The 26,083-nt window shown below is 59.7% G+C and carries 30 protein-coding genes; 18 read left to right on the plus strand and 12 right to left on the minus strand.

Going from position 1 to position 26,083, the window contains the following annotated elements; genetic code table 11:
* Window positions 1–77 precede the first annotated feature (77 nt).
* The 4 genes from HWW83_RS09095 (at window position 78) to HWW83_RS09110 (ending at window position 3,123) form a co-directional block, all read left to right on the plus strand.
* On the plus strand, window positions 78–446 hold the full coding sequence (locus tag HWW83_RS09095; RefSeq protein WP_015379225.1) for a diacylglycerol kinase: 369 nt from the start codon (window positions 78–80) through the stop codon (window positions 444–446).
* Window positions 447–548: 102 nt separating this feature from the next.
* Window positions 549–1,157, plus strand: a complete 609-nt coding sequence (gene lexA, locus HWW83_RS09100) for a transcriptional repressor LexA (protein ID WP_025160136.1) — start codon at window positions 549–551, stop codon at window positions 1,155–1,157.
* Between the two features lie 103 nt (window positions 1,158–1,260).
* The gene (gene dinF, locus HWW83_RS09105; RefSeq protein ID WP_033644406.1) at window positions 1,261–2,598 is read left to right on the plus strand and encodes an MATE family efflux transporter DinF; all 1,338 of its coding nucleotides are present in this window, start codon (window positions 1,261–1,263) and stop codon (window positions 2,596–2,598) included.
* A 315-nt stretch (window positions 2,599–2,913) separates the two neighbouring features.
* Window positions 2,914–3,123: a CsbD family protein gene (locus HWW83_RS09110; protein ID WP_033636203.1), complete on the plus strand. Its 210-nt coding sequence runs from the start codon at window positions 2,914–2,916 to the stop codon at window positions 3,121–3,123.
* 102 nt (window positions 3,124–3,225) lie between these two features.
* On the opposite strand, the gene zur is transcribed toward HWW83_RS09110, so the two are convergent.
* The gene (gene zur, locus HWW83_RS09115) at window positions 3,226–3,738 is read right to left on the minus strand and encodes a zinc uptake transcriptional repressor Zur (protein ID WP_015379223.1); all 513 of its coding nucleotides are present in this window, start codon (window positions 3,736–3,738) and stop codon (window positions 3,226–3,228) included.
* A 245-nt stretch (window positions 3,739–3,983) separates the two neighbouring features.
* Between zur and HWW83_RS09120 the strand changes: the two genes are divergently transcribed.
* On the plus strand, window positions 3,984–4,556 hold the full coding sequence (locus HWW83_RS09120; protein WP_042785466.1) for a sugar O-acetyltransferase: 573 nt from the start codon (window positions 3,984–3,986) through the stop codon (window positions 4,554–4,556).
* A gap of 4 nt (window positions 4,557–4,560) precedes the next feature.
* Here HWW83_RS09120 and HWW83_RS09125 read toward each other — a convergent pair whose 3' ends face one another.
* A complete protein-coding gene (locus HWW83_RS09125; protein ID WP_083223809.1) occupies window positions 4,561–5,106 on the minus strand; it encodes an RNA polymerase sigma factor in 546 nt (181 codons plus the stop codon).
* 18 nt (window positions 5,107–5,124) lie between these two features.
* A complete protein-coding gene (locus tag HWW83_RS09130; protein WP_042785465.1) occupies window positions 5,125–5,658 on the minus strand; it encodes a tetratricopeptide repeat protein in 534 nt (177 codons plus the stop codon).
* Window positions 5,659–5,860: 202 nt separating this feature from the next.
* Between HWW83_RS09130 and dusA the strand changes: the two genes are divergently transcribed.
* Both dusA and pspG read left to right on the plus strand, forming a co-directional pair.
* On the plus strand, window positions 5,861–6,871 hold the full coding sequence (dusA, locus tag HWW83_RS09135) for a tRNA dihydrouridine(20/20a) synthase DusA (protein WP_033644410.1): 1,011 nt from the start codon (window positions 5,861–5,863) through the stop codon (window positions 6,869–6,871).
* Between the two features lie 157 nt (window positions 6,872–7,028).
* Entirely contained in the window at window positions 7,029–7,247 is a 219-nt protein-coding gene (pspG, locus tag HWW83_RS09140; RefSeq protein ID WP_033644411.1) for an envelope stress response protein PspG, read from the plus strand.
* A gap of 299 nt (window positions 7,248–7,546) precedes the next feature.
* Here pspG and HWW83_RS09145 read toward each other — a convergent pair whose 3' ends face one another.
* Complete coding sequence (locus HWW83_RS09145) at window positions 7,547–8,530, minus strand: quinone oxidoreductase (RefSeq protein WP_033644412.1); 984 nt, start codon at window positions 8,528–8,530, stop codon at window positions 7,547–7,549.
* 167 nt (window positions 8,531–8,697) lie between these two features.
* On the opposite strand from HWW83_RS09145, the gene dnaB reads away from it, so the two are divergent.
* Together dnaB and alr are read left to right on the plus strand one after the other, a co-directional pair.
* Window positions 8,698–10,122, plus strand: a complete 1,425-nt coding sequence (dnaB, locus tag HWW83_RS09150; protein WP_025160134.1) for a replicative DNA helicase — start codon at window positions 8,698–8,700, stop codon at window positions 10,120–10,122.
* Between the two features lie 17 nt (window positions 10,123–10,139).
* Window positions 10,140–11,219 (plus strand): alanine racemase, encoded by a 1,080-nt coding sequence (alr, locus tag HWW83_RS09155; protein WP_176589228.1) that lies wholly within the window; start codon window positions 10,140–10,142, stop codon window positions 11,217–11,219.
* 44 nt (window positions 11,220–11,263) lie between these two features.
* On the opposite strand, the gene HWW83_RS09160 is transcribed toward alr, so the two are convergent.
* Window positions 11,264–12,031, minus strand: a complete 768-nt coding sequence (locus tag HWW83_RS09160) for a transporter substrate-binding domain-containing protein (RefSeq protein WP_033651220.1) — start codon at window positions 12,029–12,031, stop codon at window positions 11,264–11,266.
* A 215-nt stretch (window positions 12,032–12,246) separates the two neighbouring features.
* On the opposite strand from HWW83_RS09160, the gene HWW83_RS09165 reads away from it, so the two are divergent.
* The 5 genes from HWW83_RS09165 (at window position 12,247) to maa (ending at window position 15,597) form a co-directional block, all read left to right on the plus strand.
* Complete coding sequence (locus HWW83_RS09165; RefSeq protein WP_025304444.1) at window positions 12,247–12,720, plus strand: Lrp/AsnC family transcriptional regulator; 474 nt, start codon at window positions 12,247–12,249, stop codon at window positions 12,718–12,720.
* Window positions 12,721–12,799: 79 nt separating this feature from the next.
* The gene (locus HWW83_RS09170) at window positions 12,800–13,993 is read left to right on the plus strand and encodes an amino acid aminotransferase (protein WP_033644416.1); all 1,194 of its coding nucleotides are present in this window, start codon (window positions 12,800–12,802) and stop codon (window positions 13,991–13,993) included.
* Window positions 13,994–14,118: 125 nt separating this feature from the next.
* Window positions 14,119–14,535, plus strand: coding sequence for a secondary thiamine-phosphate synthase enzyme YjbQ (locus tag HWW83_RS09175; RefSeq protein ID WP_016930264.1), 417 nt, complete (start codon window positions 14,119–14,121; stop codon window positions 14,533–14,535).
* 4 nt (window positions 14,536–14,539) lie between these two features.
* Window positions 14,540–14,893, plus strand: a complete 354-nt coding sequence (locus HWW83_RS09180; RefSeq protein WP_116287012.1) for an MmcQ/YjbR family DNA-binding protein — start codon at window positions 14,540–14,542, stop codon at window positions 14,891–14,893.
* A 146-nt stretch (window positions 14,894–15,039) separates the two neighbouring features.
* Window positions 15,040–15,597 (plus strand): maltose O-acetyltransferase, encoded by a 558-nt coding sequence (maa, locus tag HWW83_RS09185; RefSeq protein WP_047026577.1) that lies wholly within the window; start codon window positions 15,040–15,042, stop codon window positions 15,595–15,597.
* A 15-nt stretch (window positions 15,598–15,612) separates the two neighbouring features.
* On the opposite strand, the gene HWW83_RS09190 is transcribed toward maa, so the two are convergent.
* From HWW83_RS09190 to uvrA, 3 genes are all read right to left on the minus strand, one after another.
* A complete protein-coding gene (locus tag HWW83_RS09190) occupies window positions 15,613–16,410 on the minus strand; it encodes a M48 family metallopeptidase (RefSeq protein ID WP_176589229.1) in 798 nt (265 codons plus the stop codon).
* A 219-nt stretch (window positions 16,411–16,629) separates the two neighbouring features.
* The gene (locus HWW83_RS09195; protein ID WP_033651345.1) at window positions 16,630–17,436 is read right to left on the minus strand and encodes a MipA/OmpV family protein; all 807 of its coding nucleotides are present in this window, start codon (window positions 17,434–17,436) and stop codon (window positions 16,630–16,632) included.
* A 328-nt stretch (window positions 17,437–17,764) separates the two neighbouring features.
* A complete protein-coding gene (gene uvrA, locus HWW83_RS09200) occupies window positions 17,765–20,593 on the minus strand; it encodes an excinuclease ABC subunit UvrA (RefSeq protein WP_176589230.1) in 2,829 nt (942 codons plus the stop codon).
* 277 nt (window positions 20,594–20,870) lie between these two features.
* Between uvrA and ssb1 the strand changes: the two genes are divergently transcribed.
* A complete protein-coding gene (ssb1, locus tag HWW83_RS09205) occupies window positions 20,871–21,401 on the plus strand; it encodes a single-stranded DNA-binding protein SSB1 (RefSeq protein WP_004936793.1) in 531 nt (176 codons plus the stop codon).
* Window positions 21,402–21,486: 85 nt separating this feature from the next.
* Here the strand turns inward: ssb1 and HWW83_RS09210 are convergent, their stop codons facing one another.
* The 4 genes from HWW83_RS09210 to bhsA all read right to left on the minus strand — a co-directional run bounded on the left by HWW83_RS09210 (window position 21,487) and on the right by bhsA (window position 24,305).
* Window positions 21,487–22,443: a cyclase family protein gene (locus HWW83_RS09210; protein ID WP_176589231.1), complete on the minus strand. Its 957-nt coding sequence runs from the start codon at window positions 22,441–22,443 to the stop codon at window positions 21,487–21,489.
* A 225-nt stretch (window positions 22,444–22,668) separates the two neighbouring features.
* Entirely contained in the window at window positions 22,669–22,872 is a 204-nt protein-coding gene (locus HWW83_RS09215; RefSeq protein ID WP_459076041.1) for a YdgH/BhsA/McbA family protein, read from the minus strand.
* Between the two features lie 272 nt (window positions 22,873–23,144).
* Window positions 23,145–23,894 (minus strand): 3-oxoacyl-ACP reductase family protein, encoded by a 750-nt coding sequence (locus HWW83_RS09220; protein ID WP_033644429.1) that lies wholly within the window; start codon window positions 23,892–23,894, stop codon window positions 23,145–23,147.
* Window positions 23,895–24,044: 150 nt separating this feature from the next.
* Window positions 24,045–24,305, minus strand: coding sequence for a multiple stress resistance protein BhsA (gene bhsA, locus HWW83_RS09225; protein WP_047573541.1), 261 nt, complete (start codon window positions 24,303–24,305; stop codon window positions 24,045–24,047).
* Window positions 24,306–24,500: 195 nt separating this feature from the next.
* On the opposite strand from bhsA, the gene HWW83_RS09230 reads away from it, so the two are divergent.
* The 3 genes from HWW83_RS09230 to HWW83_RS09240 are packed head-to-tail and all read left to right on the plus strand — an operon-like array spanning window position 24,501 to window position 26,064.
* On the plus strand, window positions 24,501–24,944 hold the full coding sequence (locus HWW83_RS09230; RefSeq protein WP_176589232.1) for a lipocalin-like domain-containing protein: 444 nt from the start codon (window positions 24,501–24,503) through the stop codon (window positions 24,942–24,944).
* Window positions 24,941–25,609, plus strand: a complete 669-nt coding sequence (locus HWW83_RS09235) for a glutathione S-transferase family protein (RefSeq protein ID WP_176589233.1) — start codon at window positions 24,941–24,943, stop codon at window positions 25,607–25,609. Before HWW83_RS09230 ends, HWW83_RS09235 begins: the two co-directional genes overlap by 4 nt.
* A 47-nt stretch (window positions 25,610–25,656) precedes the next feature.
* Window positions 25,657–26,064, plus strand: coding sequence for a VOC family protein (locus HWW83_RS09240; RefSeq protein ID WP_015379207.1), 408 nt, complete (start codon window positions 25,657–25,659; stop codon window positions 26,062–26,064).
* Window positions 26,065–26,083: the final 19 nt, after the last annotated feature.

The raw sequence follows: 26,083 nt of genomic DNA on the forward strand, positions 1-26,083 counted from the left end.
CGAAAACCGAGAGCCGTCAGCGCGGACTGTTCTAGACTCTTTTTATTATGACCGACCTCTGAGAAAGGCACGAAAACATGGCAAACCAAGCAACCGGATTGACCCGCATCATCAAGGCCGCCGGCTATTCTTATAAAGGGCTTTCCGCCGCCTGGCAACACGAGGCGGCGTTCCGCCAGGAACTGGTGGTGACCCTCCTGGCTATCATACTGGCTGTCTGGCTGGACGTGGGTGCGATAGCGCGCATTTTATTGATCGGATCGGTGGCGCTGGTGATGATCGTCGAGATCCTGAACAGCGCGATCGAGGCGGTGGTGGATCGCATCGGTAGCGAACACCATGAGCTGTCCGGGCGGGCCAAGGACATGGGATCGGCGGCGGTGTCGCTGGCGATCGTACTCGCGCTGTTCGTTTGGGGCACGGTCTTGTGGCAGCATTTTGGCTGACGCAAAGCGCCTACTGACTGATTTTTATTTATTCTTCGGTTCCCAATCCGCGCTTACCTGTATATACTCACAGCAAGACTGTATAAACAAACAGGGGGCGGAATGAAAGCACTAACTACCAGACAGCAAGAGGTCTACGATCTGATTCGCGATCATATTTCGCAAACGGGCATGCCGCCGACGCGTGCCGAGATCGCGATGCGTCTGGGGTTCCGTTCGCCTAACGCCGCCGAAGAGCACCTGAAGGCGCTGGCACGCAAAGGCGTGATCGAAATCGTCTCCGGCGCGTCGCGCGGTATCCGCCTGCTGATGGAAGAAGAAGAAGGGCTGCCGCTGATCGGCCGCGTCGCCGCCGGCGAGCCGCTGCTGGCGCAGCAGCACATCGAAGGGCACTACCAGGTGGATCCATCCCTGTTCAAACCGAGCGCCGATTTCCTGTTGCGGGTGAACGGCATGTCGATGCGCGACATCGGCATTCTGGACGGCGATCTGCTGGCGGTGCACAAAACGCAAGACGTGCGCAACGGCCAGGTCGTGGTCGCGCGCATCGAAGACGAAGTGACGGTCAAACGCTTGAAAAAGCACGGCAACGTGGTTGAACTGCTGCCGGAGAACAACGAATTCCAACCGATCGTGGTCGATCTGCGCCAGCAGAATTTCACGATCGAAGGGCTGGCGGTCGGCGTGATCCGCAACGGCGACTGGATTTAATCGCCGCGCCATTACCGCCGCTCCCTGTATCAATCGCCCCTGTTTTGGGGCGTTTTTGTTTCTGACTTCGCCCTTCGTCACTCTGTCACAGGAACATCCCATCATGCGCCTGATTTCCGCCTTCACCAGCGACACCGATAAAGCCCTGTGGCGCCTCGCCCTGCCGATGATTTTCTCCAATATCACCGTGCCGCTGCTCGGGCTGGTGGACACCGCGGTGATCGGCCACCTCGACAGCCCGATCTATTTGGGAGGCGTGGCGATCGGCGCGGTGGCGACCAGCTTCCTGTTCATGCTGCTGCTGTTCCTGCGCATGAGCACCACCGGCCTCGCGGCGCAGGCGCTGGGAGCGAAGAACCCGCAGGCGCTGGCGCGCGCCTTTATGCAACCGCTGCTGCTGGCGTTGTTGGCCGGGGGGGCGATCGTCCTGTTGCGCTACCCGCTTATTGAACTTGCGCTGCGGATCGTCGGCGGCGATGGCGAGGTGCTGGAGCAGGCGCGGCGTTTTCTTGAGATCCGCTGGTTGAGCGCGCCGGCGGCGCTGGCCAACCTAGTGCTGCTGGGCTGGCTGCTCGGCGTGCAGTACGTGCGTGCGCCGGTGATCCTGCTGATCGTCGGCAACCTGCTGAACATCGTGCTGGATATTTGGCTGGTGATGGGCCTGGGTTGGAACGTGCGAGGGGCGGCGGCGGCCACCGCCATCGCCGAATATGCCACGCTATTGCTCGGCCTGTGGCTGGCGTGGCGGGTGATGCGTCTGCGTGGTATTACCCTGGCGATGTTGCGTCAGGCCTGGCGTGGCGATCTGCGTCGCCTGCTGGCGCTCAATCGCGACATCATGTTGCGTTCATTGCTGCTGCAGCTGTGCTTTGCGTCGCTGACCATTTTCGGCGCTCGCCTGGGGAGCGATGTGGTGGCGGTTAACGCGGTGTTGATGAACCTGCTGACGTTTACCGCCTATGCGCTCGACGGCTTCGCTTATGCGGTGGAGGCCCATTCCGGCCACGCCTACGGCGCCCGGGACGGCAGCCAACTGCGTAAGGTGTGGCACGCGGCCTGCAGGCAGGCGGGGCTGGTCGCGTTGGCCTTCGGCCTGGCGTATGCCGTTACCGGCCAGCAGATCGTGGCGGCGTTGACCTCCCTACCGGAGCTGCGCGCGTTGGCCGCCCACTATTTACCGTGGCAGGTCATTTTGCCGCTGGTCGGGGTGTGGTGCTATTTGCTGGATGGCATGTTTATCGGCGCCACGCGCGGCGCTGAGATGCGTAACAGCATGGCGGTGGCCGCGGCAGGGTACGGTCTGACGCTGTTCAGTGTGCCGCTGCTTGGCAATCACGGGCTCTGGCTGGCGCTGGCGGTGTTTCTGACGTTGCGTGGCGTGGCATTGGGCTGGATTTGGCACCGTCACCAGGTGCGCGGCAGCTGGTTTACTGCACATTAAACCGGACGTTTTGTTGGGTTAATGGTTAGTTTTTCTTATGATTTTGGTCATGTTTGCTTACATGTTTTCAGCCTTGATCTGTTCGCGTTAGTTCGTTGTTTGTTAGCGTTTTTTGTTTTTATTTTGTTTGTTAATGGTTTTTTATTCTGTGTTTTGGCTTTTTTATTTCCATGTTTAACTAGAATGAATCATGTGGCTGGTAAATGAAGGGGAGCGGTGCTTCTTAAGGTGAAGGAAGCATCGGCCAGAAAAATTTCTGGTTAACCCCGACCGGCAACAGGGATCACTGATTCACCACAGGTTAACGGAGAGACTATGAATAAAGATCAAGCCGACGGTAACTGGAAGCAGCTGAAAGGCAAAGTGAAAGAGAAATGGGGCAAGCTGACCGATGACGATCTGACGGTCATCGAAGGGAAACGCGAACAGCTGGTCGGCAAAATTCAGGAGCGCTACGGTTACCAGAAAGAGGCGGCCGAAAAAGAGGTGAAGGCCTGGGAAGAGCACACCAAACACCGCTGGTAACACGCAGGGCCGCCACTGACGGCGGCCGGCAACAGCGCAGGCCGGCGTCGCTCCATCCTCTGGCGCCCCGGCCGCAGGTACAGGGAAGTACCTGACTTCGTCTTACTTCTTCTTGATGGCGATGCTGTGATCGTGTTCGGCGCAGTCATGCTTGCTGTCACAAGCTTCAACTTCAACGCAACCGGCGCACAGACCGTGCGCTTCCACCACGCTGTGCCGCAGTGCAAATCCGGCTTCCTGTGCCAGTTTCTGCAGCGTTTCCTCCACGCCTTCGGTGGTGCGTTCGGTCACCTGGCCGCAGCGGTCGCAGATAAACAGCGCGGACGTATGCATCGGCTGTTCGAAATGGTGGCACAGCACGTAGCTGTTGGCCGATTCCACTCTATGGATAAACCCTTGCTCCAGCAGAAAATCCAGCGCGCGGTATACCGTCGGCGGCTTGGCCTGCGGTTCGGCGACGCGCAGCAGATCGAGCAGGTCATATGCGCTGATTGCACCGGGTTGCTGAGTCATCAGACGCAGCACTTCCAGCCGTTGCGGCGTCAATCGCACATTGCGTTGCTGGCAGAGGCGTTCAGCCTGCGCCAGCAGCTTTTCCTGGGTGGTTGAGTTCATCGCAAATATCCCGGTACGTAAAAAAGCCGATTTTACCATGATTACGGCGAATCGCCGAGAGTTGCCCCCTTTTCCCCTGATGATAGCGCAGGGAAAGGCGCGTCGATCGCGCTAAAAGAGAGATGCGTCACAACTTTTCCCCGCCGTCGGGCGGCAAATCAACGTTGCCGGTTTTAGCGCTGGAGAGCGGGGGGCGAGCGCGGTATAACGCCTTTTACCCGCGTGATGAGCAGGAGCCCTGTGTGATGACGGAAAGAGAGAAGCTGTTAAGCGGCCTGGAGTACAACAGCCGCGATGAAGAACTGATCGGGATGTACCATCGGGCGAGGGCGTTGATCAAAAGCTTGGGGGCGCTGGACTCGCATCAGGCGGACGAGAAAAACCGCCTGCTCGGCGAGCTGTTCGGCGCCTGGGGGGAAGCGAGCTGGATTGAAACGCCATTCTGGTGTGACTACGGGCAGCATGTCCGCATCGGTAAAAACTGCTTTATCAACGTCAACGCGGTGTTCCTCGACTGCAATACCATCACCATCGGCGACAACACGCTGATCGGCCCCAACGTGCAAATCTATACGCCGAGCCACCCGCTGAAGGCCGCAGAGCGCTTCACCGGCGATCCGGATTTCCCTTTCCGCACCTCGGCGCAGCCGGTGTCCATCGGCAACAACGTCTGGATCGGCGGCAACGTAGTGATCCTGCCGGGAGTGACTATCGGCGACGGCACCACCATCGGCGCGGGCAGCATCGTCACCGGCGACATCCCGGCCAACGTGCTGGCGCTGGGGCAGCCATGCCGGGTTATCCGCTCGTTGGAATAGGGCGTTATCGACGATCAGGAGGCAAGGGGGCGGGATGACGCTCTTTGCGGTGCGGGCCGTCGTTTGCCAACGGGCGGTCATCGGCCAATGCCAGACGTGCGGCCGCCAAACGGCTCATGACGGTGCCGATCGGCACCGCCAGCACTTTTGCGGCCTCCCGGTAAGACAGCCCTTCGACATACACCAGAAACAGCGCGTTGCGCTGGGCCGTCGGCAGCCGGCTGACGCGCCGCATCACTTCATGGAGCCAGACCGGCTGTTCGCCGTTGTCCGCATCGCCCAGCTCTTCCGCCGCCATGCAGCCTTGCCCCTGGCGAAGATGTTGGGCGCGAATTTCATTGAGCCAAATAGAGTGCAAGATGGAAAACAGCCAGCGATCCAGGTGTGAACCGGGGGTGAATTGCGCGGCGTGCTCCAGCGCACGCAGGCAGGTGGCCTGCACCAGATCGTCGGCGACATCCCGCCGGTGCGAGAGCACCAGCGCATAGCGCCACAGGCGGGAGAGATAGTGGCCGAGTTCATCGCGTATCGCATCGCCGCTGATAGTCACCTCCGCAGGCGCGTCAGATCACGATTCCGGGTGGCGGTCGATGGCCGCCGCCAAATCGCGGTACTCCTCGCACCCGGTGCCGCACAGCGACTGGATCACCTGCAGCTGTTGGCGAGCCAGATCGGGTCGGCCTTTCAGCATATAGGCTTCCCCCAGGTACTCGCGCACTTTGGGGTATTTCGGATCGAGGGCTACTGATTTTAAATAATAGCCGATCCCTTCATCGGTGCGGCCAAGCTTGCGCGTGGCGTAGCCACGATAGTTCAGCGCAACGGCGGTGTTGGGATTTTTCAACGTATTGAGCATATCGAGCGCTTCCTGATAACGGCCGCTTTTCGCCAGTGCATAGGCGTAGTTAGTGCGGTCGGCGTCGTCGACCTTGCCGCTTTTATCTACCATGCAAGTCTGAGTTTTGCTGTCGTAGACCTGGCCTTTCGGACAGGTTGGCGGGGTTTGACCGCTGCCGTCGCCGCCCATCGCCAGCGCCGCGCCGGACAACAGCAGGCAGCCGGCAATGGCCGATGCCAGCAGGCGTTTAATGAAGCTGTTCATGGTTATGTCCTCAAGGCAGAGGCGCCGTGCGCGCCCGTAATGAGATAACACCTGAACGAGCGGGTTTATTCGCCTTGTCTCCGCTTATTTTTGCCGGCGGCAAGCGGGTTTTCCCAACGGCGCCGATTGTCGTTATAATAGCCGTTTGCGGCCGCGTGCCGTTCGTTGAACCCAGACAGACTCAGGTAGCCAGTAACTCAGCATGACGAAAGACAACCACGCCCCAACCTACGCCGCCAATCGTTTCTCCATCGCGCCGATGCTCGACTGGACCGATCGTCATTGCCGTTACTTCCACCGCCTGCTGACCAAGGAAACGCTGCTGTACACCGAGATGGTGACCACCGGCGCGATCATCCACGGCAAGGGCGACTATCTGGCCTACAGCGAAGAAGAGCATCCGGTGGCGCTGCAGCTGGGCGGTAGCGATCCGGCCGCGCTGGCGCATTGCGCCAAGCTGGCGGAGCAGCGCGGTTACGATGAGATTAACCTCAACGTCGGCTGCCCGTCCGATCGGGTGCAAAACGGCATGTTCGGCGCCTGTCTGATGGGCCAGGCGGCGCTGGTCGCCGATTGCATCAAGGCGATGCGCGACGTGGTGTCGATCCCGGTGACGGTGAAGACCCGCATCGGCATCGACGATCAGGACAGCTACGCCTTCCTGTGTGACTTTATCGAGACCGTCGCCGGGCGCGGCGAGTGCGACATGTTCACCATCCACGCGCGCAAGGCCTGGCTCTCCGGCCTCAGCCCGAAAGAAAACCGCGAAGTGCCGCCGCTGGACTATCCGCGCGTCTATCAGTTGAAGCGGGATTTCCCGGCGTTGACCATCGCCATTAACGGCGGGGTGAAAACGCTGGAAGAGGCGCGGCAGCACCTGCAGCACTTGGACGGCGTGATGATGGGGCGCGAGGCGTATCAGAATCCGGGTATCCTGGCGCGGGTCGACAGCGAACTGTTCGGCGCGCAGACTGCGGTGCCGGACAGCGTGGCGATCGTCGAAGCGCTGTATCCGTATATCGAGCGCGAGCTGTCTAACGGCACCTATCTTGGCCACATTACTCGCCATATTCTCGGTCTGTTCCAGGGCGTGCCGGGCGCGCGCCAGTGGCGTCGCCATCTGAGCGAGAACGCCCACAAGCCGGGCGCCGATGCGCGGGTGGTGGAGCAGGCGCTGGCGCTGGTGCGTCAGCCGCGCGTCGAAATGGCGTAATCCACAAAAAATTTGACCAACAGTTAGTGTTTTTCGCCAGGCGTTCGGTGCGTTACCGGATGCCTGTCCTCTATTTTCAATGGGTTAGCCCATCCGCCGTTCTGGCACGCTTCTTGTAATCCACTCTGCAGATACGTTGTATTGCAAAGGAGCAATCATGTTGGAAATCTTCTTTCTCATTGGTTTTGTGGTGATGCTGATGGTGACCGGCATCTCGCTGCTGGGGATCTTCGCTGCGCTGTTGGTGGCGGCGGCATTCATGCTGTTGGGCGGGCTGTTCGCGGTGGTCATTAAGCTGCTGCCGTGGCTGATTTTGGCGGTGGTTGGGGTATGGATTTACCGTTCAATGCAGAAACCCCAGATCCGGCGTTACTGATTTTTTGCTGAATAATCAGACAGTCACACTGAAACTTGCACAATTTCCCGCACCGCGAATGCGGCAGCGATCACAGCTTGGCAGTTTTCCCCGGCGATGTGGCACATAAAGCGTGTTTTTTGCCGGACGGGGCTGTTAGGATGTGGGTCGATGCAGTGATGCGACCGATTTCATCACCGTGAGAGACACCTAAAATTCGTGTTGCTAAAGCAACCCCTGTCTCTGGCGGACTCTGCTCTACCCCTACAAAACGCAGTAACAGAAAGGGCTCCGCAAGGAGCCCTTTTCTTTGGCCGCGATCAGGGGATCAGCAGGCTGGAACCGCTGGTGCTGCGGCTTTCCAGCACCTGGTGCGCACGCTGGGCGTCGGCCAGCGCGAATTTCTGCTCGTCTCTCACCTCCACCCGAATGGCGCCGCTGCCGATCAGCGAGAACAGCTCGTTGCTGGCGTACTGCAGCTCGGCGCGGTTGGTGATGTAGCCGTTGAGGGAAGGGCGGGTGACGTACAGCGAGCCCTTCTGATTCAGCAGCGCCAGATCGACGCCGGTCACCGGGCCGGACGCGTTGCCGAAGCTGACCATCAGGCCGCGCCGCTTCAGGCTGTTGAGCGAGGCCTGCCAGGTGCTTTGCCCCACCGAATCGTATACCACGCCGACCTTCTCGCCGTGCGTCAGCTCGGCCACCCGCTGGGCGATATCCTCTTTATGGTAGTTGATGGTGGCCCAGGCGCCGGCCTGCTTCGCCAGCGCCGCCTTCTCGTCGGAGCCGACGCTGCCGATCAGGCGCGCGCCCAGCGCTTTGGCCCACTGACAGGCGATCAGCCCGACGCCGCCGGCGGCTGCATGGAACAAAAATACTTCACCCGGCTGCACTTCGTGGGTCTGGCGCAGCAGATAGTGCACCGTCAGCCCTTTCAGAAAAGAAGCGGCGCCTTGCTCAAAGCTCAGGTTGTGCGGCAGCAGCGCCACTTTCTCTTCCGGCACGTTGTGGATCTCGCTGTAGGCGCCGAGCGACGACTGCGCATACACCACCCGGTCGCCCGGTTTGATCGCGCTGACCCCGGCGCCGACCTTGACCACCACGCCGGCCGCTTCGGTGCCGAGGCCGCTCGGCAGGCTGGCCGGCGCGTACAGCCCGCTGCGCACATAGGTGTCGATGTAGTTGATGCCGATCGCCTTGTTCTCGATCTGCACTTCACCGGCAGCCGGATCGAGCGGTGTAAAATCAACGTATTGCAAGACTTCCGGTCCGCCGACGGCGGAGAATTGAATGCGCTTGGCCATAGGGTTACCTCGTTGGAGTGTCTGATTTCACCCTATTCTTTTTATTATCGGAGATCCAGTTCGCCCGTGCGGGGGTCAATACCTTTTTTGCATCGGTTATGACGCAAAAATCACGTATACTCTCGCGTCAGGATCCTTCATTCGCAACCGGATAAAGACTACGTTTCATGGCAGGAAAAAAACCAACCAACAAAACAAACGCGGACGAAACCAGAGAGCGTTCCAGAGATCGTCAGATGGAAGGGCTGAAGATGCCGCCGCACTCGCTGGAGGCCGAGCAGTCGGTGTTGGGCGGTTTGATGCTGGATAACGAGCGTTGGGACAACGTGGCGGAACGCGTGGTCGCCAACGACTTCTTCAGCCGCCCGCATCGCCTGATCTTTACCGAGATGCAGCGTCTGCTGGAGATGAGCAAGCCTATCGACCTCATCACCCTGTCCGAATCGCTCGAACAGAAGGGCGAACTGGACTCGGTGGGGGGCTTCGCCTACCTGGCCGAGCTGTCGAAAAACACCCCGAGCGCCGCCAACATCGGTGCCTACGCCGACATCGTACGCGAGCGCGCGGTGGTGCGCGAAATGATCTCGGTGGCTAACGAAATCGCCGACGCCGGCTACGATCCGCAGGGGCGCAGCAGCGAAGACCTGCTCGATCTGGCGGAATCCCGCGTATTCCAAATCGCCGAGAACCGCGCCAGCAAAGACGAGGGCCCGAAGGGCATCGAACGCATCCTGGAAGACACCGTCTCGCGCATCGAACAGCTGTATCAGCAGCCGCATGACGGCGTGACCGGGGTCGATACCGGCTATCAGGACCTCAACAAGAAAACCGCGGGCATGCAAAAGTCCGATCTGATCATCGTCGCCGCCCGTCCATCGATGGGGAAAACCACCTTCGCCATGAACCTGTGCGAAAACGCCGCGATGACCCAGGAGAAACCGGTGCTGATCTTCAGCCTGGAGATGCCCGGCGAGCAGATCATGATGCGTATGCTGGCGTCACTGTCGCGCGTGGATCAGACGCGCATCCGTACCGGCCAGCTCGACGACGAGGACTGGGCGCGCATTTCCAGCACCATGGGCATCCTGCTGGAGAAGCGCAACATGTACATCGACGACTCCTCCGGCCTGACGCCGACCGAGGTGCGCTCGCGCGCGCGGCGCATTTTCCGTGAGCACGACGGGCTTAGCCTGATCATGATCGACTACCTGCAGCTGATGCGCGTGCCGGCCTTGTCCGACAACCGTACGCTGGAGATCGCCGAGATTTCGCGCTCGCTGAAGGCGCTGGCGAAAGAGTTGCAGGTGCCGGTGGTGGCGCTGTCGCAGCTGAACCGAAGCCTGGAGCAGCGCGCCGACAAACGCCCGGTCAACTCCGACCTGCGTGAATCCGGCTCCATCGAGCAGGACGCCGACCTGATTATGTTCATCTATCGTGATGAGGTGTATCACGAGAACAGCGATCTGAAAGGGATCGCGGAAATTATTATCGGTAAGCAGCGTAACGGCCCAATCGGCACCGTGCGCCTTACCTTTAACGGCCAGTGGTCGCGTTTCGATAACTACGCGGGGCCACAATACGATGACGAATAATCAGCTAAGGAACTGAAATGAAAGCGGCAACCGCTGTAATCGACCGCCGCGCTCTGCGACATAATCTGCAACAGGTGCGCCGCCAGGCGCCGCAAAGCCGCCTGATTGCCGTTGTGAAAGCAAACGCTTATGGACATGGCCTGCTGGAAACAGCACACACCCTGCAAGACGCCGACTGCTACGGCGTAGCGCGCATCGGCGAGGCGCTGATGCTGCGCTCCGGCGGCATCGTCAAGCCGATCCTGCTGCTGGAAGGCTTCTTCAGCGCCGAAGACCTGCCGGTGCTGGTGGCGAACAACATCGAAACCGCGGTGCACAGCATCGAACAGCTCGAGGCGCTGGAACAGGCCGAGCTGGCGCGCCCGGTGCCGGTGTGGATGAAGCTCGATACCGGCATGCATCGGCTGGGGGTGCGTCCCGAACAGGCGGAGGCGTTTTATCAGCGCCTGTGCGCTTGCCGCAACGTGGCGCAGCCGGTCAATATCATGAGCCACTTCAGCCGCGCCGACGAGCCGGAGTCCGACACCACGTTGAAACAGATCGCCTGCTTCGAGCAGTTCGCGCGCGGCAAACCGGGCCAGCGCTCGGTCGCCGCTTCCGGCGGCACGCTGCTGTGGCCGGACGCCCACAACGAGTGGGTGCGCCCCGGCATCATTCTGTACGGCGTGTCGCCGTTGGATAGCGGCAGCGGCGCCGAGCATGGTCTGCAGCCGGCGATGACGCTGAAATCCAGCCTGATCGCGGTGCGCGAGCACAAGGCTGGTGAAGCGGTGGGCTATGGTGGCACCTGGATCAGCCCGCGCGATACTCGCCTTGGCGTGGTGGCGATGGGGTACGGCGACGGCTACCCGCGCAGCGCGCCGACCGGCACGCCGATCCTGATCAACGGCCGCGAAGTGCCGATCGTCGGCCGGGTGTCGATGGACATGATTTCGGTCGATCTCGGGCCGGACGCCGCCGATAAGGTGGGGGATGAAGCGGTGCTGTGGGGGCCGGCGTTGCCGGTCGAGCGCATCGCCGCCTGTACCGGCATCAGCGCTTATGAACTGATCACCAAGCTCACGCAGCGCGTGGCGATGGAATACATTGGCGACTGATACGCCGCAGGGGCCGACGCGCGTCGGCCCCGTTTCTCAGCGGGTTACTTCTTTACCGCCAACCACTTGTCGATAACCTTCTGATACTCGCCGGTCGCCTTGGCCAGGTGCAGCCACTGATCCACATACAGTTTCCAGCTCAGATCGTCGCGCGGCAGCATGTAAGCCTTTTCGCCGTACTGCATCGGTTTGGTCGGATTCACCGCGCACAGCTTCGGATAGCGCTTCTGCTGGTACAGCGCCTCGGAGGCGTCGGTGATCATCACGTCCGCCTTGCGATCCACCAGCTGCTGGAAAATGCTCATGTTGTCGTGCGTCAGCGTCAGCTTGGCTTTTGGCAGATAGGCGTGCACGAAGGCTTCGTTGGTGCCGCCCGCCGGTTCCAGCAGACGCACCGACGGTTTGTTGATCTGTTCTATCGTGCGGTATTTCTTCACGTCGGTGCAGCGCACCAGCGGAATTTTGCCGTCGGTATCCAGCTTGTCGGCGAAGAACACCTGTTTTTGGCGCTCCAGCGTGACGGAGATGCCGCCCATGGCGATGTCGCACTTGCCGGAGGCGAAGTCCGGCGTCAGGGTTTTCCAGCTGGTTTTCACCCACTTCACCTTGGCGCCGAGGCTCTTCGCCAGCGATTCCGCCATGTCGATATCGATGCCTTCATAGCTGCCATCTTCCTTGAGGAAGGTGTAGGGCTTGTAGTCGCCGGTGGTGCAGACCTCCAGGGTCTTTTGCTGCAGCACTTTGTCCAGGTGGGATTGCGCGCCGGCGCTGCCGGCGGCGAGCAGCAGCGCGAGAGGGAGTAACTTTTTCATCTGGCGTCCTTTTTATACATTCGTGGTTTTATGCGTTACTTCGCCGTTAATTGTCGTTTGCCTGCATGAGTTAGCCGTTTTTTATGCCGCTTACCGGCGAAAACGCCGGGCGTTGCTGCTGTACGCGATTTAAGCGCCAGGGTGTGACGTCGGCAACGGTAAAAAAACTGGTAGGCTGTAACGTCAACATTTATTAACACAGTTTACAGGTGGCTATGTACAACATTGACGATTTTGATATGAAAATCCTGACGCTGTTACAGGCCAACGGCCGTTTGACCAATCAGGAGCTGAGCGAACTGGTGGGGCTTTCCGCTTCCCAGTGTTCACGGCGGCGCATCAGCCTGGAGCAGGCGCAGCTGATCCGCGGCTACCACGCGCGGCTGGCGCCGGAGGCGGTCGGCCTGGGGCTGGTGGGGCTGATTGAAGTCAGCCTGATCACGCACGCTCAGGAGCAGATCGACAGCTTTCATCAGATGCTGGAGGACGTGGACGCGATCCTGGACGCTTACAAGACCACCGGCGACGCCGATTACCTGCTGAAAGTGGCGGTGGCGGACCTGCCGGCGCTGAGCGAGTTCATCAGCCAGACGCTGTCGCCGCACAAAAGCGTGGCGCATATCAAAACGGCGGTGGTGCTCAATCGCATCAAGGAAAACGGTTTGTTGCCGGTGACGCGAGAAAGCTGAAACCGAATACGCTTTTCCGTCTATATTAGGAACGTAACGCTGTGCCCAAACCACAATAAATAAACCAGGAGAAAAAAACGTGTTCCAGAACGTTGACGCCTATGCCGGCGATCCCATTCTGTCGCTGATGGAAAAATTCAAACAAGACCCGCGCGCGCACAAGGTGAACCTGAGCATTGGCCTGTACTACGATGCGCAGGGCGTTATTCCGCAGATGCGCGCGGTCGCCGCGGCGCAAGCGCAGTTGAACAGCGTCGAGCACGGCGCCTCGGTATACCTGCCGATGGAAGGGCTGCAATCCTACCGCACCGCCATCCAGCATTTGCTGTTCGGCGAGCAGCACCCGATGCTGCAGCAGGGGCGCATCGCCACCATTCAGACCGTCGGCGGTTCCGGCGCGCTGAAAGTGGGCGCGGACTTCCTGAAAAGCTACTTCCCGAATTCGCAGGTGTGGGTCAGCGATCCCACCTGGGAAAACCACGTCGCCATCTTCAGCGGCGCCGGTTTCAAGGTGAATACCTATCCGTATTTTGACGGCGAAAGCCTGGGCGTGAAGTTCGACGCCATGCTGGCTGCGCTGAAACAGCTGCCGAAGCACAGCATCGCGCTGCTGCATCCGTGCTGTCACAACCCGACCGGCTCAGACCTGACCCCCGCCCAGTGGGACGAAGTGATCAAGGTGATCGCCGATCGTGAGATCATTCCGTTCCTCGACATCGCCTATCAGGGCTTCGGCGGCGGTATGGAGCAGGACGTCTACGCCATTCGCGCCATTGCGGCGGCCGGCTTGCCGTGCCTGGTGAGCAACTCGTTCTCGAAGATCTTCTCACTGTACGGCGAGCGCGTCGGCGGCCTGTCGGTGGTGTGCGAAAGCGAAGAAGCGGCCGGGCGCGTGCTAGGCCAGCTGAAGGCGACCGTGCGCCGCAACTACTCGAGCCCGCCGAACTTCGGCGCGCAGCTGGTAGCTAAAGTGCTGAACGACGCTGAGCTGAAAACTCAGTGGCTCAATGAAGTGGAAAGCATGCGCACCCGCATTCTCGAAATGCGCCACGCGTTGGTGGACACCCTGAAGAGCGCGCTGCCGCAGCGCAACTTCGATTACCTGCTGGCGCAGCGCGGCATGTTCAGCTACACCGGCTTCAGCGCGGCGCAGGTCGATCGCCTGCGCGAAGAGTTCGGCGTCTACCTGATCCACAGCGGCCGCATGTGCGTGGCCGGCCTGAACCACGACAACGTGCGTCAGGTAGCCGAGGCGTTTGCTGCGGTGCAGTAACGCCTGTTAGTCTGAACGGACGTTCATCGGGAGCGATAGCGATATCGCTCCTTTTTTATTGCCGGCGCGCCGCCGAAGTTGCCGCAAACCGGAGAGAGAATATACTGATTGAGGGGCGCTCACTCATGTGGCATCAGCAAACGCTAATCCTCAGCGCAAAAGCGCGTGGCTTTCATCTGGTTACCGACGAGATCACCAACCAGTTAACCCACTTACACCGCCTGCAAACCGGCCTGCTGCATCTGTTGCTGCAGCATACCTCGGCCTCGCTGACGCTCAACGAGAACTGCGATCCCACGGTGCGAGCCGATATGGAGCAGCATTTCCTGCGTCAGGTGCCGGAAAACGCCCCCTATCAACATGACTACGAAGGGCCGGACGACATGCCGGCGCACATCAAATCCTCGCTGCTGGGCGCTTCCTTGACGCTGCCCGTCAGGCACGGGCGGCTGATGTTGGGCACATGGCAGGGCATCTGGCTGGGGGAGCACCGCATCCACGGCGGAGCACGCCGTATTGTGGCCACATTACAGGGGGAATAACCCAATGAATAACAGCGCATTGCTGGAGTACTGCATGGCGAAGCCGGGCGCGGAGCAAAGCGACCAGAACCAGTGGCAGGCCAGCCAGATCAAGGTGGGCGACGTGATGTTCGCCATGGTGTGCGAAGTGGAAGGGCGGCCGGCGTTGGCGGTCAAGTCCAGCCCGGAGCTGGCGGAAAGCCTGCGCGAACACCACCCTGAGATCGTCGCCTGCAATGGCCTGAACAAGGCGCACTGGAATACGGTATTTCTCGACGGCAACCTGCCGAACTCGCAGTTTTATGCGTTGATCGACAGCTCCTATCAGCTGGTGGTGGAAGGCCTGCCCGAACACGTGCGCCAGGAACTGCGCGCCTGATTGCCGGGCGGCGGCGCCGCCCGTTTTCTCCTGCTTTCTCGCGTTAAACCGTGATCAGGGCTTTAAATTGGGAACGTTCCCTTTTTATTGCCGGGCTAAAGCGGCTACGCTTGGGCATTCAAGAAACGCGGATGAAGGAGGCCGACATGGCCATGAGCGAAGAAAAGCGCAAGATGATCGCCGGGGAACTGTACGACGCCGGCGATGAACTGCTGCGCAGCGAGCGTCGGCGCGCGCGCCAGATAACGCATCGCTACAACCACTCATCGCCGGAAGAGGGCGAGCTGCGCAAACAGTGGCTGGACGAGCTGCTGGGCGGCTATCAAGGCGGCGCCATCGAGCCGACGTTCCGCTGCGACTACGGCTATAACATCTATCTCGGCAAGAACTTCTACGCCAATTTCGACTGCGTGATCCTCGACGTGTGCGAGGTGCATATCGGCGACAACTGCCTGCTGGCGCCGGGCGTGCATATCTACACCGCCACCCATCCGCTGGACGCCGAGACCCGCGCCGGCGGCGCGGAGTTCGGCAAGCCGGTCAAGATTGGCAACAACGTGTGGATCGGCGGGCGCGCGGTGATCAATCCGGGCGTGACCATCGGCGATAATGCGGTTGTGGCCTCCGGCGCGGTGGTGACCAAAGACGTGCCGGCCAACTGCGTGGTGGGCGGCAACCCCGCGCGGGTGCTGAAAACGCTGTAGGCCCGGCGGGGCGGATTAAAACATGCTGCCGTGGCGCTCGAAGCCGTGCATCTCAATGTCTTTGAGCGCCTTGAAGCGTTTGACCATCACCGCATGATCCGACAGCAGGTTGCTGATGCGGACAAACAGCTCCTTGTTCTCTTCTTCGCACTGTTCCAGCCAGGCCTGCGGGTTCACGCCGTGCTGCATCCAGGGGCCGACGGCCAGCAGCCGCACCGTGTCGGCGTAATTCGGGCAGACGGCGAGCGCCACGCGGTCTGCGGAATACTCCTGTGCGCGAGTGGTCGCCAGGCCGGGCAGCACCAGCGACTGCGGCACAACGCCGATCGCCAGACGCCACAGCGACACGTGCCGCAGCTTGTGATGGGCCAATTCATGGGCCAGCACGAACTCCACGATCTCCGGCGCGGTGGGCATCAGCATGGCGATTTCAGCATGGATCACCACGTAGCGCTGGCGGCGGTTGCATTCCAGCGCGAAGGCGTTGACCACGCCGTTGCCGTTGGTCAGATAAAGCTTGGGCAGCGTCTTGAGTTCCAGCCGACGGCCGATATCCTGATACAGCGCGAACAGTTCCGGAAATTGCGCCGGCCCGATGCGCAAGGCGTTGGATTTCGCCTGTGCGGCGAGATAGAAACGGTAAATATAGAAAGCGATCGGGATCAGCGGTAATAACGCGAGCAGGCTGAGGGTATCCAATGTTTCCTTGGCGTCGTCTCCCAACCCAAGTGCAGTTCCATCCGTATTTACCACGACGGCGGCGATGCCAAATAAAAAACCGAACAAGGTAATTATCGCAGATAGCCAGATCATGGGCATTTCCCAGCGGTGGCGAAATGCGGTGAAATTACGACATTCCGTCGCATGATGTTGACACATAAAATATCCTTAATAAGGGAAAGCCACGCCTGACATTGTCAGGTAAATAATGAATGTTTAATTATCCATCCGTTTACCTGACACTCAGCTAAACTGTAGTTCGTTTTTTAATCATGGCGTTTATCCCTTCCTGCACAGACTTAGGCAAAAACGTCAAAAACTGTAGCTGGCGCTGGTGAAGGCCATGCCCGAGGTGGTTTTCTCAACGATGGGGCTGTCGGCCGCGTCGCCCAGCAGGCGCGTTACGCCGACCCCGGCCTGGAAGGCCACGTTCGGTCGCCATTGGTAGTTGAGCGCGGCGGTGAGCGTCGCGTCCTTGAAGCCGCTGCCCGGCCGATACGCGCTGAAGGCGCTGTGCTGCGCCTGCTGCGACGTTACGCCGAAATAGCCGCGCTGATAGCCGCTGTTGGCCCAGGTGGTGGAGAGATTGCCGATAAGCGTCAGCTGTTCGCTGAGCGGATATTGCCCGGTCAGTCCGCTTTCCACATAGGCGGTGTGGCCCAGTTCTTCCCCGCCGTAGCTGCGTTTGCGCGTCGCCTGCATCCCTTTGACATAGGCGCGGAAGGGGTCGAGTTGGTAGCTCAGCTCAGCGCCGGCTTCCAGCGCGCCGCCCAGTTTGCCCATGCCTTTGAGCCGGGTGTTGCGCCCGCGCAAGGTTTTGATTTCCTCGTCACGGCCGGCGTCATAGTTGAGCAATAACGCGATGCCGACGGGCCCGGCGATGGGGAATTGCCAGCGCGCCCCTTCGCTGCCCGCGCTGAATTCTCCCCAACTGGCGTTTTGATAGCCGGCATTCACCTGATACAGCGGTTCAATGCTGTAAAAAGACGAGCCTTCATAGGCGGGAGCGACGGCGAGGCCGCCGGCGAGCGTTAAAGACGCTTCGCCGTCCTGCGCCTGACCGGCGAGGGGAAAAAGAAAGAGCAGGGCGGCGGCAGAGGTACCCAGTTTATTATCCACGTTAAACACCTTTATATCATCCCATTGAATAAACGGCCCGCAGGCCCACGTTTAAATGACGGCTTATTGATAAACGCCATGTTTATATTGATTAATCGACAGGCGACGGCGCGCCATTGGCGTTATTTCACCGCAATAGTGAAACGCATGGGGAATAAACAAAAGCCAAACAAATGGCATGATGGGGCGAGTTTATTATTGGCTGGGTTCAAAGCGCCTGTTTTTAAAGGAATGATGCAGCGAAGGGTATTTAATGTTTCTCGCAGAGGGATAGGTTGATTGCTCAACGAGGCGGAATAGGGCGCCTCGTTGAGCGTATCATCCGCCGTTATTTTTCCAACAGCGGTTTCAGGAAGCGCGCGGTGTGCGATTTTTCACACTCGGCGACCGTTTCCGGCGTGCCGGCGACCAGGATCTCGCCGCCGCCGCTGCCGCCTTCCGGCCCCAGATCGACGATCCAGTCGGCGGTTTTGATCACGTCCAGGTTATGCTCGATGACCACGATGGTATTGCCCTGATCGCGCAGCTGATGCAGTACCGCCAACAGCTGTTGGATATCGGCGAAGTGCAGACCGGTGGTCGGCTCGTCGAGAATATACAGCGTCTGGCCGGTGCCGCGTTTCGACAGCTCGCGCGCCAGCTTGACGCGCTGCGCCTCACCGCCGGAGAGCGTGGTGGCCGACTGGCCGAGGCGGATGTAGGACAGGCCGACATCCATCAGGGTTTGCAGCTTGCGCGCCAGCGCCGGCACCGCGTCGAAGAAATCGCGCGCTTCTTCGATGGTCATCTCCAGCACTTCGTGGATGCTCTTGCCTTTGTACTTCACTTCCAGCGTTTCGCGGTTATAGCGTTTGCCTTTGCACTGGTCGCACGGGACGTAGATGTCCGGCAGGAAGTGCATCTCGACCTTGATCACCCCGTCGCCCTGGCAGGCTTCACAGCGCCCGCCCTTGACGTTGAAGCTGAAGCGGCCCGGCGTATAGCCGCGGCTGCGCGACTCCGGCACGCCGGCGAACAGCTCGCGCACCGGGGTGAAGATGCCGGTGTAAGTGGCCGGGTTGGAGCGCGGCGTGCGGCCGATCGGGCTCTGATCGATATCGATCACCTTGTCGAAATGTTCCAGGCCGGTCACTTCGCGGAACGGCGCAGGCTCGGCGATGGTAGCGCCGTTAAGCTGGCGCTGGGCGATCGGGAACAGCGTATCGTTGATCAGCGTCGACTTGCCGGAGCCGGACACGCCGGTGATGCAGGTAAACAGACCGACCGGCAGCGTTAGCGTCACGTCCTTCAGGTTGTTGCCGCGCGCGCCGCTCAGCTTCAGCACCTTGGTCGGATCGGCCTGCACGCGCTGCGCCGGGATGGCGATCTCGCGTTTGCCGCTGAGGAACTGGCCGGTCAGCGATTCCGGCTGCGCCATGATGTCATCGACGGTGCCTTCCGCCACCACCTGGCCGCCGTGCACGCCGGCGCCGGGGCCGATGTCGATCACGTGGTCGGCGGCGCGGATGGCGTCTTCGTCATGCTCCACCACGATCACCGTGTTGCCGAGGTTGCGCAGGTGGATCAGCGTTTCCAGCAGGCGCTCGTTGTCGCGCTGGTGCAGGCCGATCGACGGCTCATCCAGCACGTACATCACGCCCACCAAACCGGCGCCGATCTGGCTGGCCAAGCGGATACGCTGCGCTTCGCCGCCGGAGAGCGTTTCCGCCGAACGGGACAGCGACAGGTAGTTCAGGCCGACGTTCACCAGGAACTTCAGGCGATCGCCGATCTCTTTCAGCACTTTCTCGGCGATCTTGGCGCGCTGGCCGCTGAGCTTCATGTTCTGGAAGAACGTCATCGCATGGCCGATGCTCAGATCGGAGATCTCCGGCAGCGTGGTGTCTTCGACGAACACGTTGCGCGCCTCTTCACGCAGGCGGGTGCCGTGGCACGAGGCGCAAGGGCGGTTGCTGATGAACTTCGCCAGCTCTTCGCGCACCGCGCTGGATTCGGTCTCTTTATAGCGGCGCTCCATGTTGTGCAGCACGCCTTCGAACGGGTGGCGGCGCACGGTGGTGTCACCGCGATCGTTGATGTATTTGAATTCGATCGACTCTTTGCCGGAGCCGCTCAGCACCGCCTTCTGCACGTTGGCGCTCAGGGTGTTGAACGGGGCTTCGACGTCGAACTCATAGTGCTCCGCCAGCGAGCGCAGCATCTGGAAGTAATAGAAGTTGCGGCGATCCCAGCCGCGGATCGCGCCGCCGGCCAGCGACAGCTCGGGGTTTTGCACCACGCGATCCGGATCGAAGAACTGTTGCACGCCCAGGCCGTCGCAGGTCGGGCAGGCGCCGGCCGGGTTGTTGAAGGAAAACAGGCGCGGTTCCAGTTCGCGCATGCTGTAGCCGCAGATCGGGCAGGCGAAGTTGGCGGAGAACAGCAGCTCGTCCGCTTTTTCGTCGTCCATGTCCGCCACCACCGCGGTGCCGCCCGAGAGCTCCAGCGCGGTTTCGAACGATTCGGCCAGGCGCTGCGCCATGTCGTCGCGCACCTTGAAACGGTCGACCACCACTTCGATGGTGTGTTTTTTCTGCAGCTCCAGCTTCGGCGGATCGGACAGATCGCACACTTCACCGTCGATGCGCGCGCGGATATAGCCCTGAGCGGCCAGGTTTTCCAGCGTTTTGGTGTGTTCGCCCTTGCGATCTTTCACCACCGGCGCCAGCAGCATCAGGCGATTGCCTTCCGGCTGGCTCAGCACGTTGTCGACCATCTGGCTGACGGTTTGCGCCGCCAGCGGCACATGGTGATCCGGGCAGCGCGGCTCGCCGACGCGGGCGAACAGCAGGCGCAGGTAGTCGTGGATCTCGGTGATGGTGCCGACCGTGGATCGCGGGTTGTGCGAGGTGGATTTCTGCTCGATGGAGATCGCCGGCGACAGACCTTCAATATGGTCGACGTCCGGTTTTTCCATCAGCGACAGGAACTGGCGCGCATAGGCGGAGAGTGATTCGACATAGCGCCGCTGCCCTTCGGCATACAGCGTATCGAAAGCCAGCGAAGACTTGCCGGAACCGGACAGGCCGGTGACGACGATCAGTTTGTCACGCGGGATGATCAGGTTGATGTTTTTCAGATTATGGGTTCGAGCACCACGAACTTCGATATTGTCCATTTACACTTCCCGTCTTGATGATACACCGCGCCTGTCGCGATTTTTGCGGGGGATTTTGTGATGGATCTCGCAAAAAACCGGCACAGCCAGGTCGAAACGCATAATTATGACACAAAAAAACCTGAATGGATATCCAGTATGCGAATGCAATAAGGTCGATTGGAAAGACAATTCTGGAATGCAATTCGCACTTATCAACACGGGTGTGGTTTCGTACTCAGCGTGGTAAACTGACGCGTTTATACTGTGTAGAAATCAATCATCGGGAGAAGTGCTCATGGCCAGCAGAGGCGTAAACAAAGTAATTCTGGTCGGGAATCTGGGTCAGGATCCAGAAGTCCGTTACATGCCGAACGGCGGCGCAGTGGCCAACATTACCCTGGCGACCTCCGAAAGCTGGCGTGACAAAGCGACCGGCGAACAGAAAGAGAAGACCGAGTGGCACCGCGTTGTGCTGTTCGGCAAACTGGCTGAAGTGGCGGGCGAATACCTGCGCAAAGGCTCTCAGGTCTATATCGAAGGCTCCCTGCAGACCCGTAAATGGCAGGATCAGAGCGGCCAGGATCGCTACACCACCGAGATCGTGGTTAACGTCGGCGGCACCATGCAGATGTTGGGCGGCCGTCAGGGCGGCGGCGCACCGGCCGGTCAATCTGCCGGCGGCCAGGGCGGTTGGGGCCAGCCTCAACAGCCACAGGGCGGCAACCAGTTCAGCGGCGGCCAGCAGCAGTCTCGTCCGGCGCAGAACAGCGCTCCGGCGACCAGCAACGAACCGCCAATGGATTTCGACGACGATATTCCGTTCTAAGCCTGGCAACAGCGCTAAAAAAACCCCGCTCAGGCGGGGTTTTTTGTGGGCGCTCACTGCCGATTTTCTACGGCGGTGTCGCCAATCAGTAAATTGCTACCGGGTTGATGTTGACCTGGGTTGAGCCGACATACAGCGGTTGCCCCAGTACGAACAGGAATTCCCAGGTTTTCGTGCGCACCAGTGGGCGGCTGTCGATCAGTTCCAGGTTATAGACGCCGCGTTTGGCCAGCAGGTATTGGTTGACCGGGAACTCTTCGTCATTTTTCGGGTTAGGATATACTTCGGAAGCCCAGGTATCACCGCCAAAGGCCACGATGCCTTGGTCAGCCAACCACTTCGCCGCTTCCATGCCAATACCCGGCTCGACCTCCAGGAATTTTTTATTGTCCTTACCAATCAGCTCCAGCCAACCGGTATTAAATAAAACAACGTCGCCTTTCTTTAAGCTAATGCCCTGCTTCTTAAGCACCGCTTGAATATCCGCAACGGAAAATTCGGTGCCGCCCGGAATGATGTCTTTATGATAATAAGCCGTCATATCGAGTACGACGCCGCGTGTGACCATGGGCGGCACTTTTTCCACGCCCAATTTTTTCACGCCATCTACGGTGACGAAATCCGCCGCCTTATTGCCGTTATAATAAACATTGTCGATGCCGATATGGCCAATGCCATTCAACTGAGTGCCGACGCCGGTCCAGGCATTCACCAATTCATCATTAAAGGTGAATTTATTTGGGCCAAGCGTTTTACCGTCCTGCTGACCAGGCTGAATATTATATAAGCGGAAGCTGCGGTGGCGGAACGCCGGGAAATCTTTATCGACGGGCACCGCCAATGACAATGTCTTGCCTTGTTTTACCAACTGCACGGACTGTAATACCCCTTCTGGCGTGAGCAGGTTGGCCGCGCCGATTTCGTCTTTTGCACCGTAAACGGAAGGATACCAGTCTGACGGCTGAGCGGCGGACTCTGCGGCGTGTGCAGGCACTGTGGCAAGCAAAGGCAGCAAGAGGGAGAGGCGATACAATGATTTCATCAGTGACTCATCCTTATAACAACGTATTGCAGGGTGAATGAAAATGAGCCGTCCGGACATGGCGACATCAGGCCGCCGAATAATAACCGGTGGAGAAAGAAGCTCATTTTTGGGTGCGCGGGGTGTATTAGCGTAATGCCTTATAACAAGGCGAGGTGAATAACCACCCGACGATGACTTCCTTATGCGGAAATAAATAACGCCGGGCGAGCGGCGTCATTGATATTATTTTTTCAGCTCCGCACTCATGGTGACGAAATTACCCATATAGGCGCTGGTGATTTTGTAGCCGCTTGCGCCGGCCTCTTGCGCTTTTTTAGCGATGAGGGCTTCGGTGGAATCCAGCGTGCTGCCGGTTGCGGTAACGCTCTCTGCTGCAGCGTTAAACGACAGCGTGGAAAACAGAGCGAGTGAAATAACGGTGGTCATGGTTTTCATATCTTTATCCTGTGTTCGATGATTCGAAAAATAAGGGTGTCCGGTACGACACGATGGAGCGAAGGATAAAGGGGGCAGTGAGGTGAATAAATAACAGAATCGTCAATAAACTATTCCGTTTTTGTACATAAACTGATTCGATTGTTGTATTTCACGCGGGATTGGCGGCGTAAAGCGTGGGCAGGGGAAACAAGCGTGCATCGACGTCGTCAGGCTTGCATACTGCGGCAAGCCAATAAAAAGCCCCTCGCGGGGCTTGGATGTTACGCCGAGAAGCCGCCGTCGATGCTCAGGCTGGCGCCGGTGATATAACCCGCCTGCGGGCCGGCCAGGTAAGCGACAAAACCGGCGATCTCTTCATCTTTACCGTAGCGGCCGATCGCCATCAGCTGCTTGAGCTGATCGGCGAACTCGCCGGCGTCCGGGTTCATTTCGGTGTCCACCGGGCCGGGCTGCACGTTATTGACGGTGATGCCGCGCGGGCCGAGATCGCGCGCCATGCCTTTGGTCAGGCCGACCAGCGCCGATTTGCTCATCGCATACACCGCCGCGCCGCCGAACGGCACGCGTTCGGCGTTGGTGCTGCCGATGTGGATGATACGGCCGCCGTCATTCATGTGGCGCGCCGCCTCTTGGCTGGCGACGAATACGCTGCGCACGTTGACCGCCAGCATGCGATCCAGATCGTCCAGCGCCAGCGCTTCGGTGCTGCCCAATGTAAACACCCCGGCGTTGTTCACCAGAATATCCAGGTTGCCGAAGTGGCTCACCGCCTGGCGAACCGCCTGCTGCAGCGCCGCAGCATCGGCGCTGTCGGCCTTGATGGCGAGGGCTTTGCCGCCGGCGGCGGTCACGGCGCTCGCCACCGCTTCGGCGCGATCGGCCGAGGCGGCGTAGGTAAAGGCGACGGCGGCGCCTTCGTTCGCCAACCGTTTCACGATGGCGGCGCCGATGCCGCGGGAGCCGCCCTGAACGAATGCGACTTTGCCTTGCAGAGGTTGTGCTGTCGTCATGCTATTTCTCCAAAGTGGGTGAGGGGATTGCGCTGTCATTCAGTATGGGTGAAATGAATGGCGATCACTGTCCACAAAGAGCTCTGGCCGCCTGAAACGAGAAAAGCCCCTTGCGGGGCTTCTTTCTTCCGTCGATTGGCTGTCCGACGATCAGTTGAAGATTTCTGCGGTGCCGTACAGTTTGTTTTGGCCGCCGGCGGCGACGATGCGGTAGGAACTGGCGCCCGACGCGGCGGCTTTGCTGGCCAGTTCGCTTTCCAGCGCGCTCAGGTTGGCGGCGCCGCTCACGGTGACTACGCCGATTTTCTGCGCGTCTGCGGCTGGCTGGCTGGTTGGCAGCTCAGCGGCGAAGGTAGCGAAAGAAGCGGTAGCCAGCAGTGCAGCGGTAGCAAAAATTTTGACGTTTTTCATGATGTGTTCCTCAGAGTATTTATTAGGTGAGAGCGTGTTGTCTCTCGATGTGTTAAATACTAGTGCACCGGGTGTGAATAAAAAACCGGAGAGTTTTGAGTATCTCTGTCAAATAAATTGACGGTTTTTCAGCCGTTGGCGTGCGGCAAAAATTGCCACTACCCTTTACAGACGATCCTTAACCGGAGAAGCGTCATGACGGTAAACGCGTTTATCGGCAACTGGGCGTTGGTGTCGTCGGCGTTCAAAAACCAGAACGGTGAGCTGAATTACCCGTTGGGCGAGCAGGTGTTGGGGCGCATCCACTATGAGGCCAACGGCACGATGGCGGCGCAGCTATACAGCGCCGTGCGGCCGCGTTTCGTCGCCGACGATTTGGCGCAGGGATCCGAGCGGGAGATCCATGCCGCCTTCATCAATATGATTTGCTATTTCGGCCGTTATCAGGTGGAAGAAAGCGAGCAACGGGTGGTGCATCAGGTTGAAGGCTGTTCGTTCCCCAATTGGATAGGCAGCCGTCAGGTGCGCTTTTACGCCTTTAACGCCGATCGGCTGACGTTGCGCACGGTGCCGCTGCAGCTCGGCAACGGCGTGCAGATCGGCGAACTGGTGTGGCAGCGGACAGGAGCGTCATCATGATCATTGTTCATCATCTCAATCACTCGCGGTCGCAGCGCATTCTGTGGTTTTTGGAAGAGCTGGGCGTGCCCTATCAGGTGCAACGCTACGAGCGCGATCCGCACACTCTGCTGGCGCCGCCGGCGCTGAAAAAGATCCACCCGCTGGGCAAATCGCCGGTGATCGTCGATGGCGATCTGACGCTGGCGGAATCCGGCGCCATTATCGAATACTTGCAGGAAGCCTACGACGCACAGGGCATGTTTATGCCGACGGACTTCCACGCGCGCCAGCAATACCGCTACTGGTTGCACTACGCTGAGGGATCGCTGATGCCGCTGTTGGTGATGAAGCTGGTGTTCAGCCGTCTCGGCCAGCCGCCGATCCCCTGGCTGCTGCGGCCGGTGGCGGGCGCGATCGGCAAGGGCGTACAGCGCGAATACCTCGACAAACAGATCGCGCCGCACTGCGAGTATCTCGAACAGTACCTGAACAAGGGCAGCTGGTTCGTCGGCAACGATTTCAGCGCGGCGGACATACAGATGAGCTTCCCGCTCGAGGCGATGGCGGCGCGCGGCGCGTTGGACAATTGCCCGAAACTGCGCGGCTTCCTGCAGCGCATCCACGCCCGGCCCGCTTACCAGCGGGCACTGGAACAGGGCGGCCCTTACGACCTGCTGAGTTAAGCGGATGGGCTATACTCGATGGGGTCATTCTTCATCGGAGGTAGCCCATGGCTACGCAAATCTTCGTAAATCTGCCCGTACGCGATCTGCCCGCCTCAATGGCGTTTTTCACCCAGCTTGGCTTCAGCTTCAACCCGCAATTTACCGACGATACCGCCGCCTGCATGGTGGTCAGCGACACGATTTACGTGATGCTGCTGACCCACGACAAATTCAGGATGTTTACCCCCAACCCGATCGGCGACGCCAAACAGGCCACCGAAGTGTTGGTGTGCCTGTCGCAACCCAGCCGAGCGGCGGTGGACGAACTGGTGCGCAAGGCGATCGCCGGCGGCGGCAATACCTATCATCCGCCGCGGGACTATGGCGTGATGTACGGTCACGGATTTCAGGACCTGGACGGCCATATCTGGGAATTGATGTATATGGATCCCGCAGCGGTGCAGGCGCAATAAGATCGCCGTGAAACAGGCT

The organism is Serratia ureilytica (assembly GCF_013375155.1).
Taxonomy (GTDB): domain Bacteria; phylum Pseudomonadota; class Gammaproteobacteria; order Enterobacterales; family Enterobacteriaceae; genus Serratia; species Serratia ureilytica.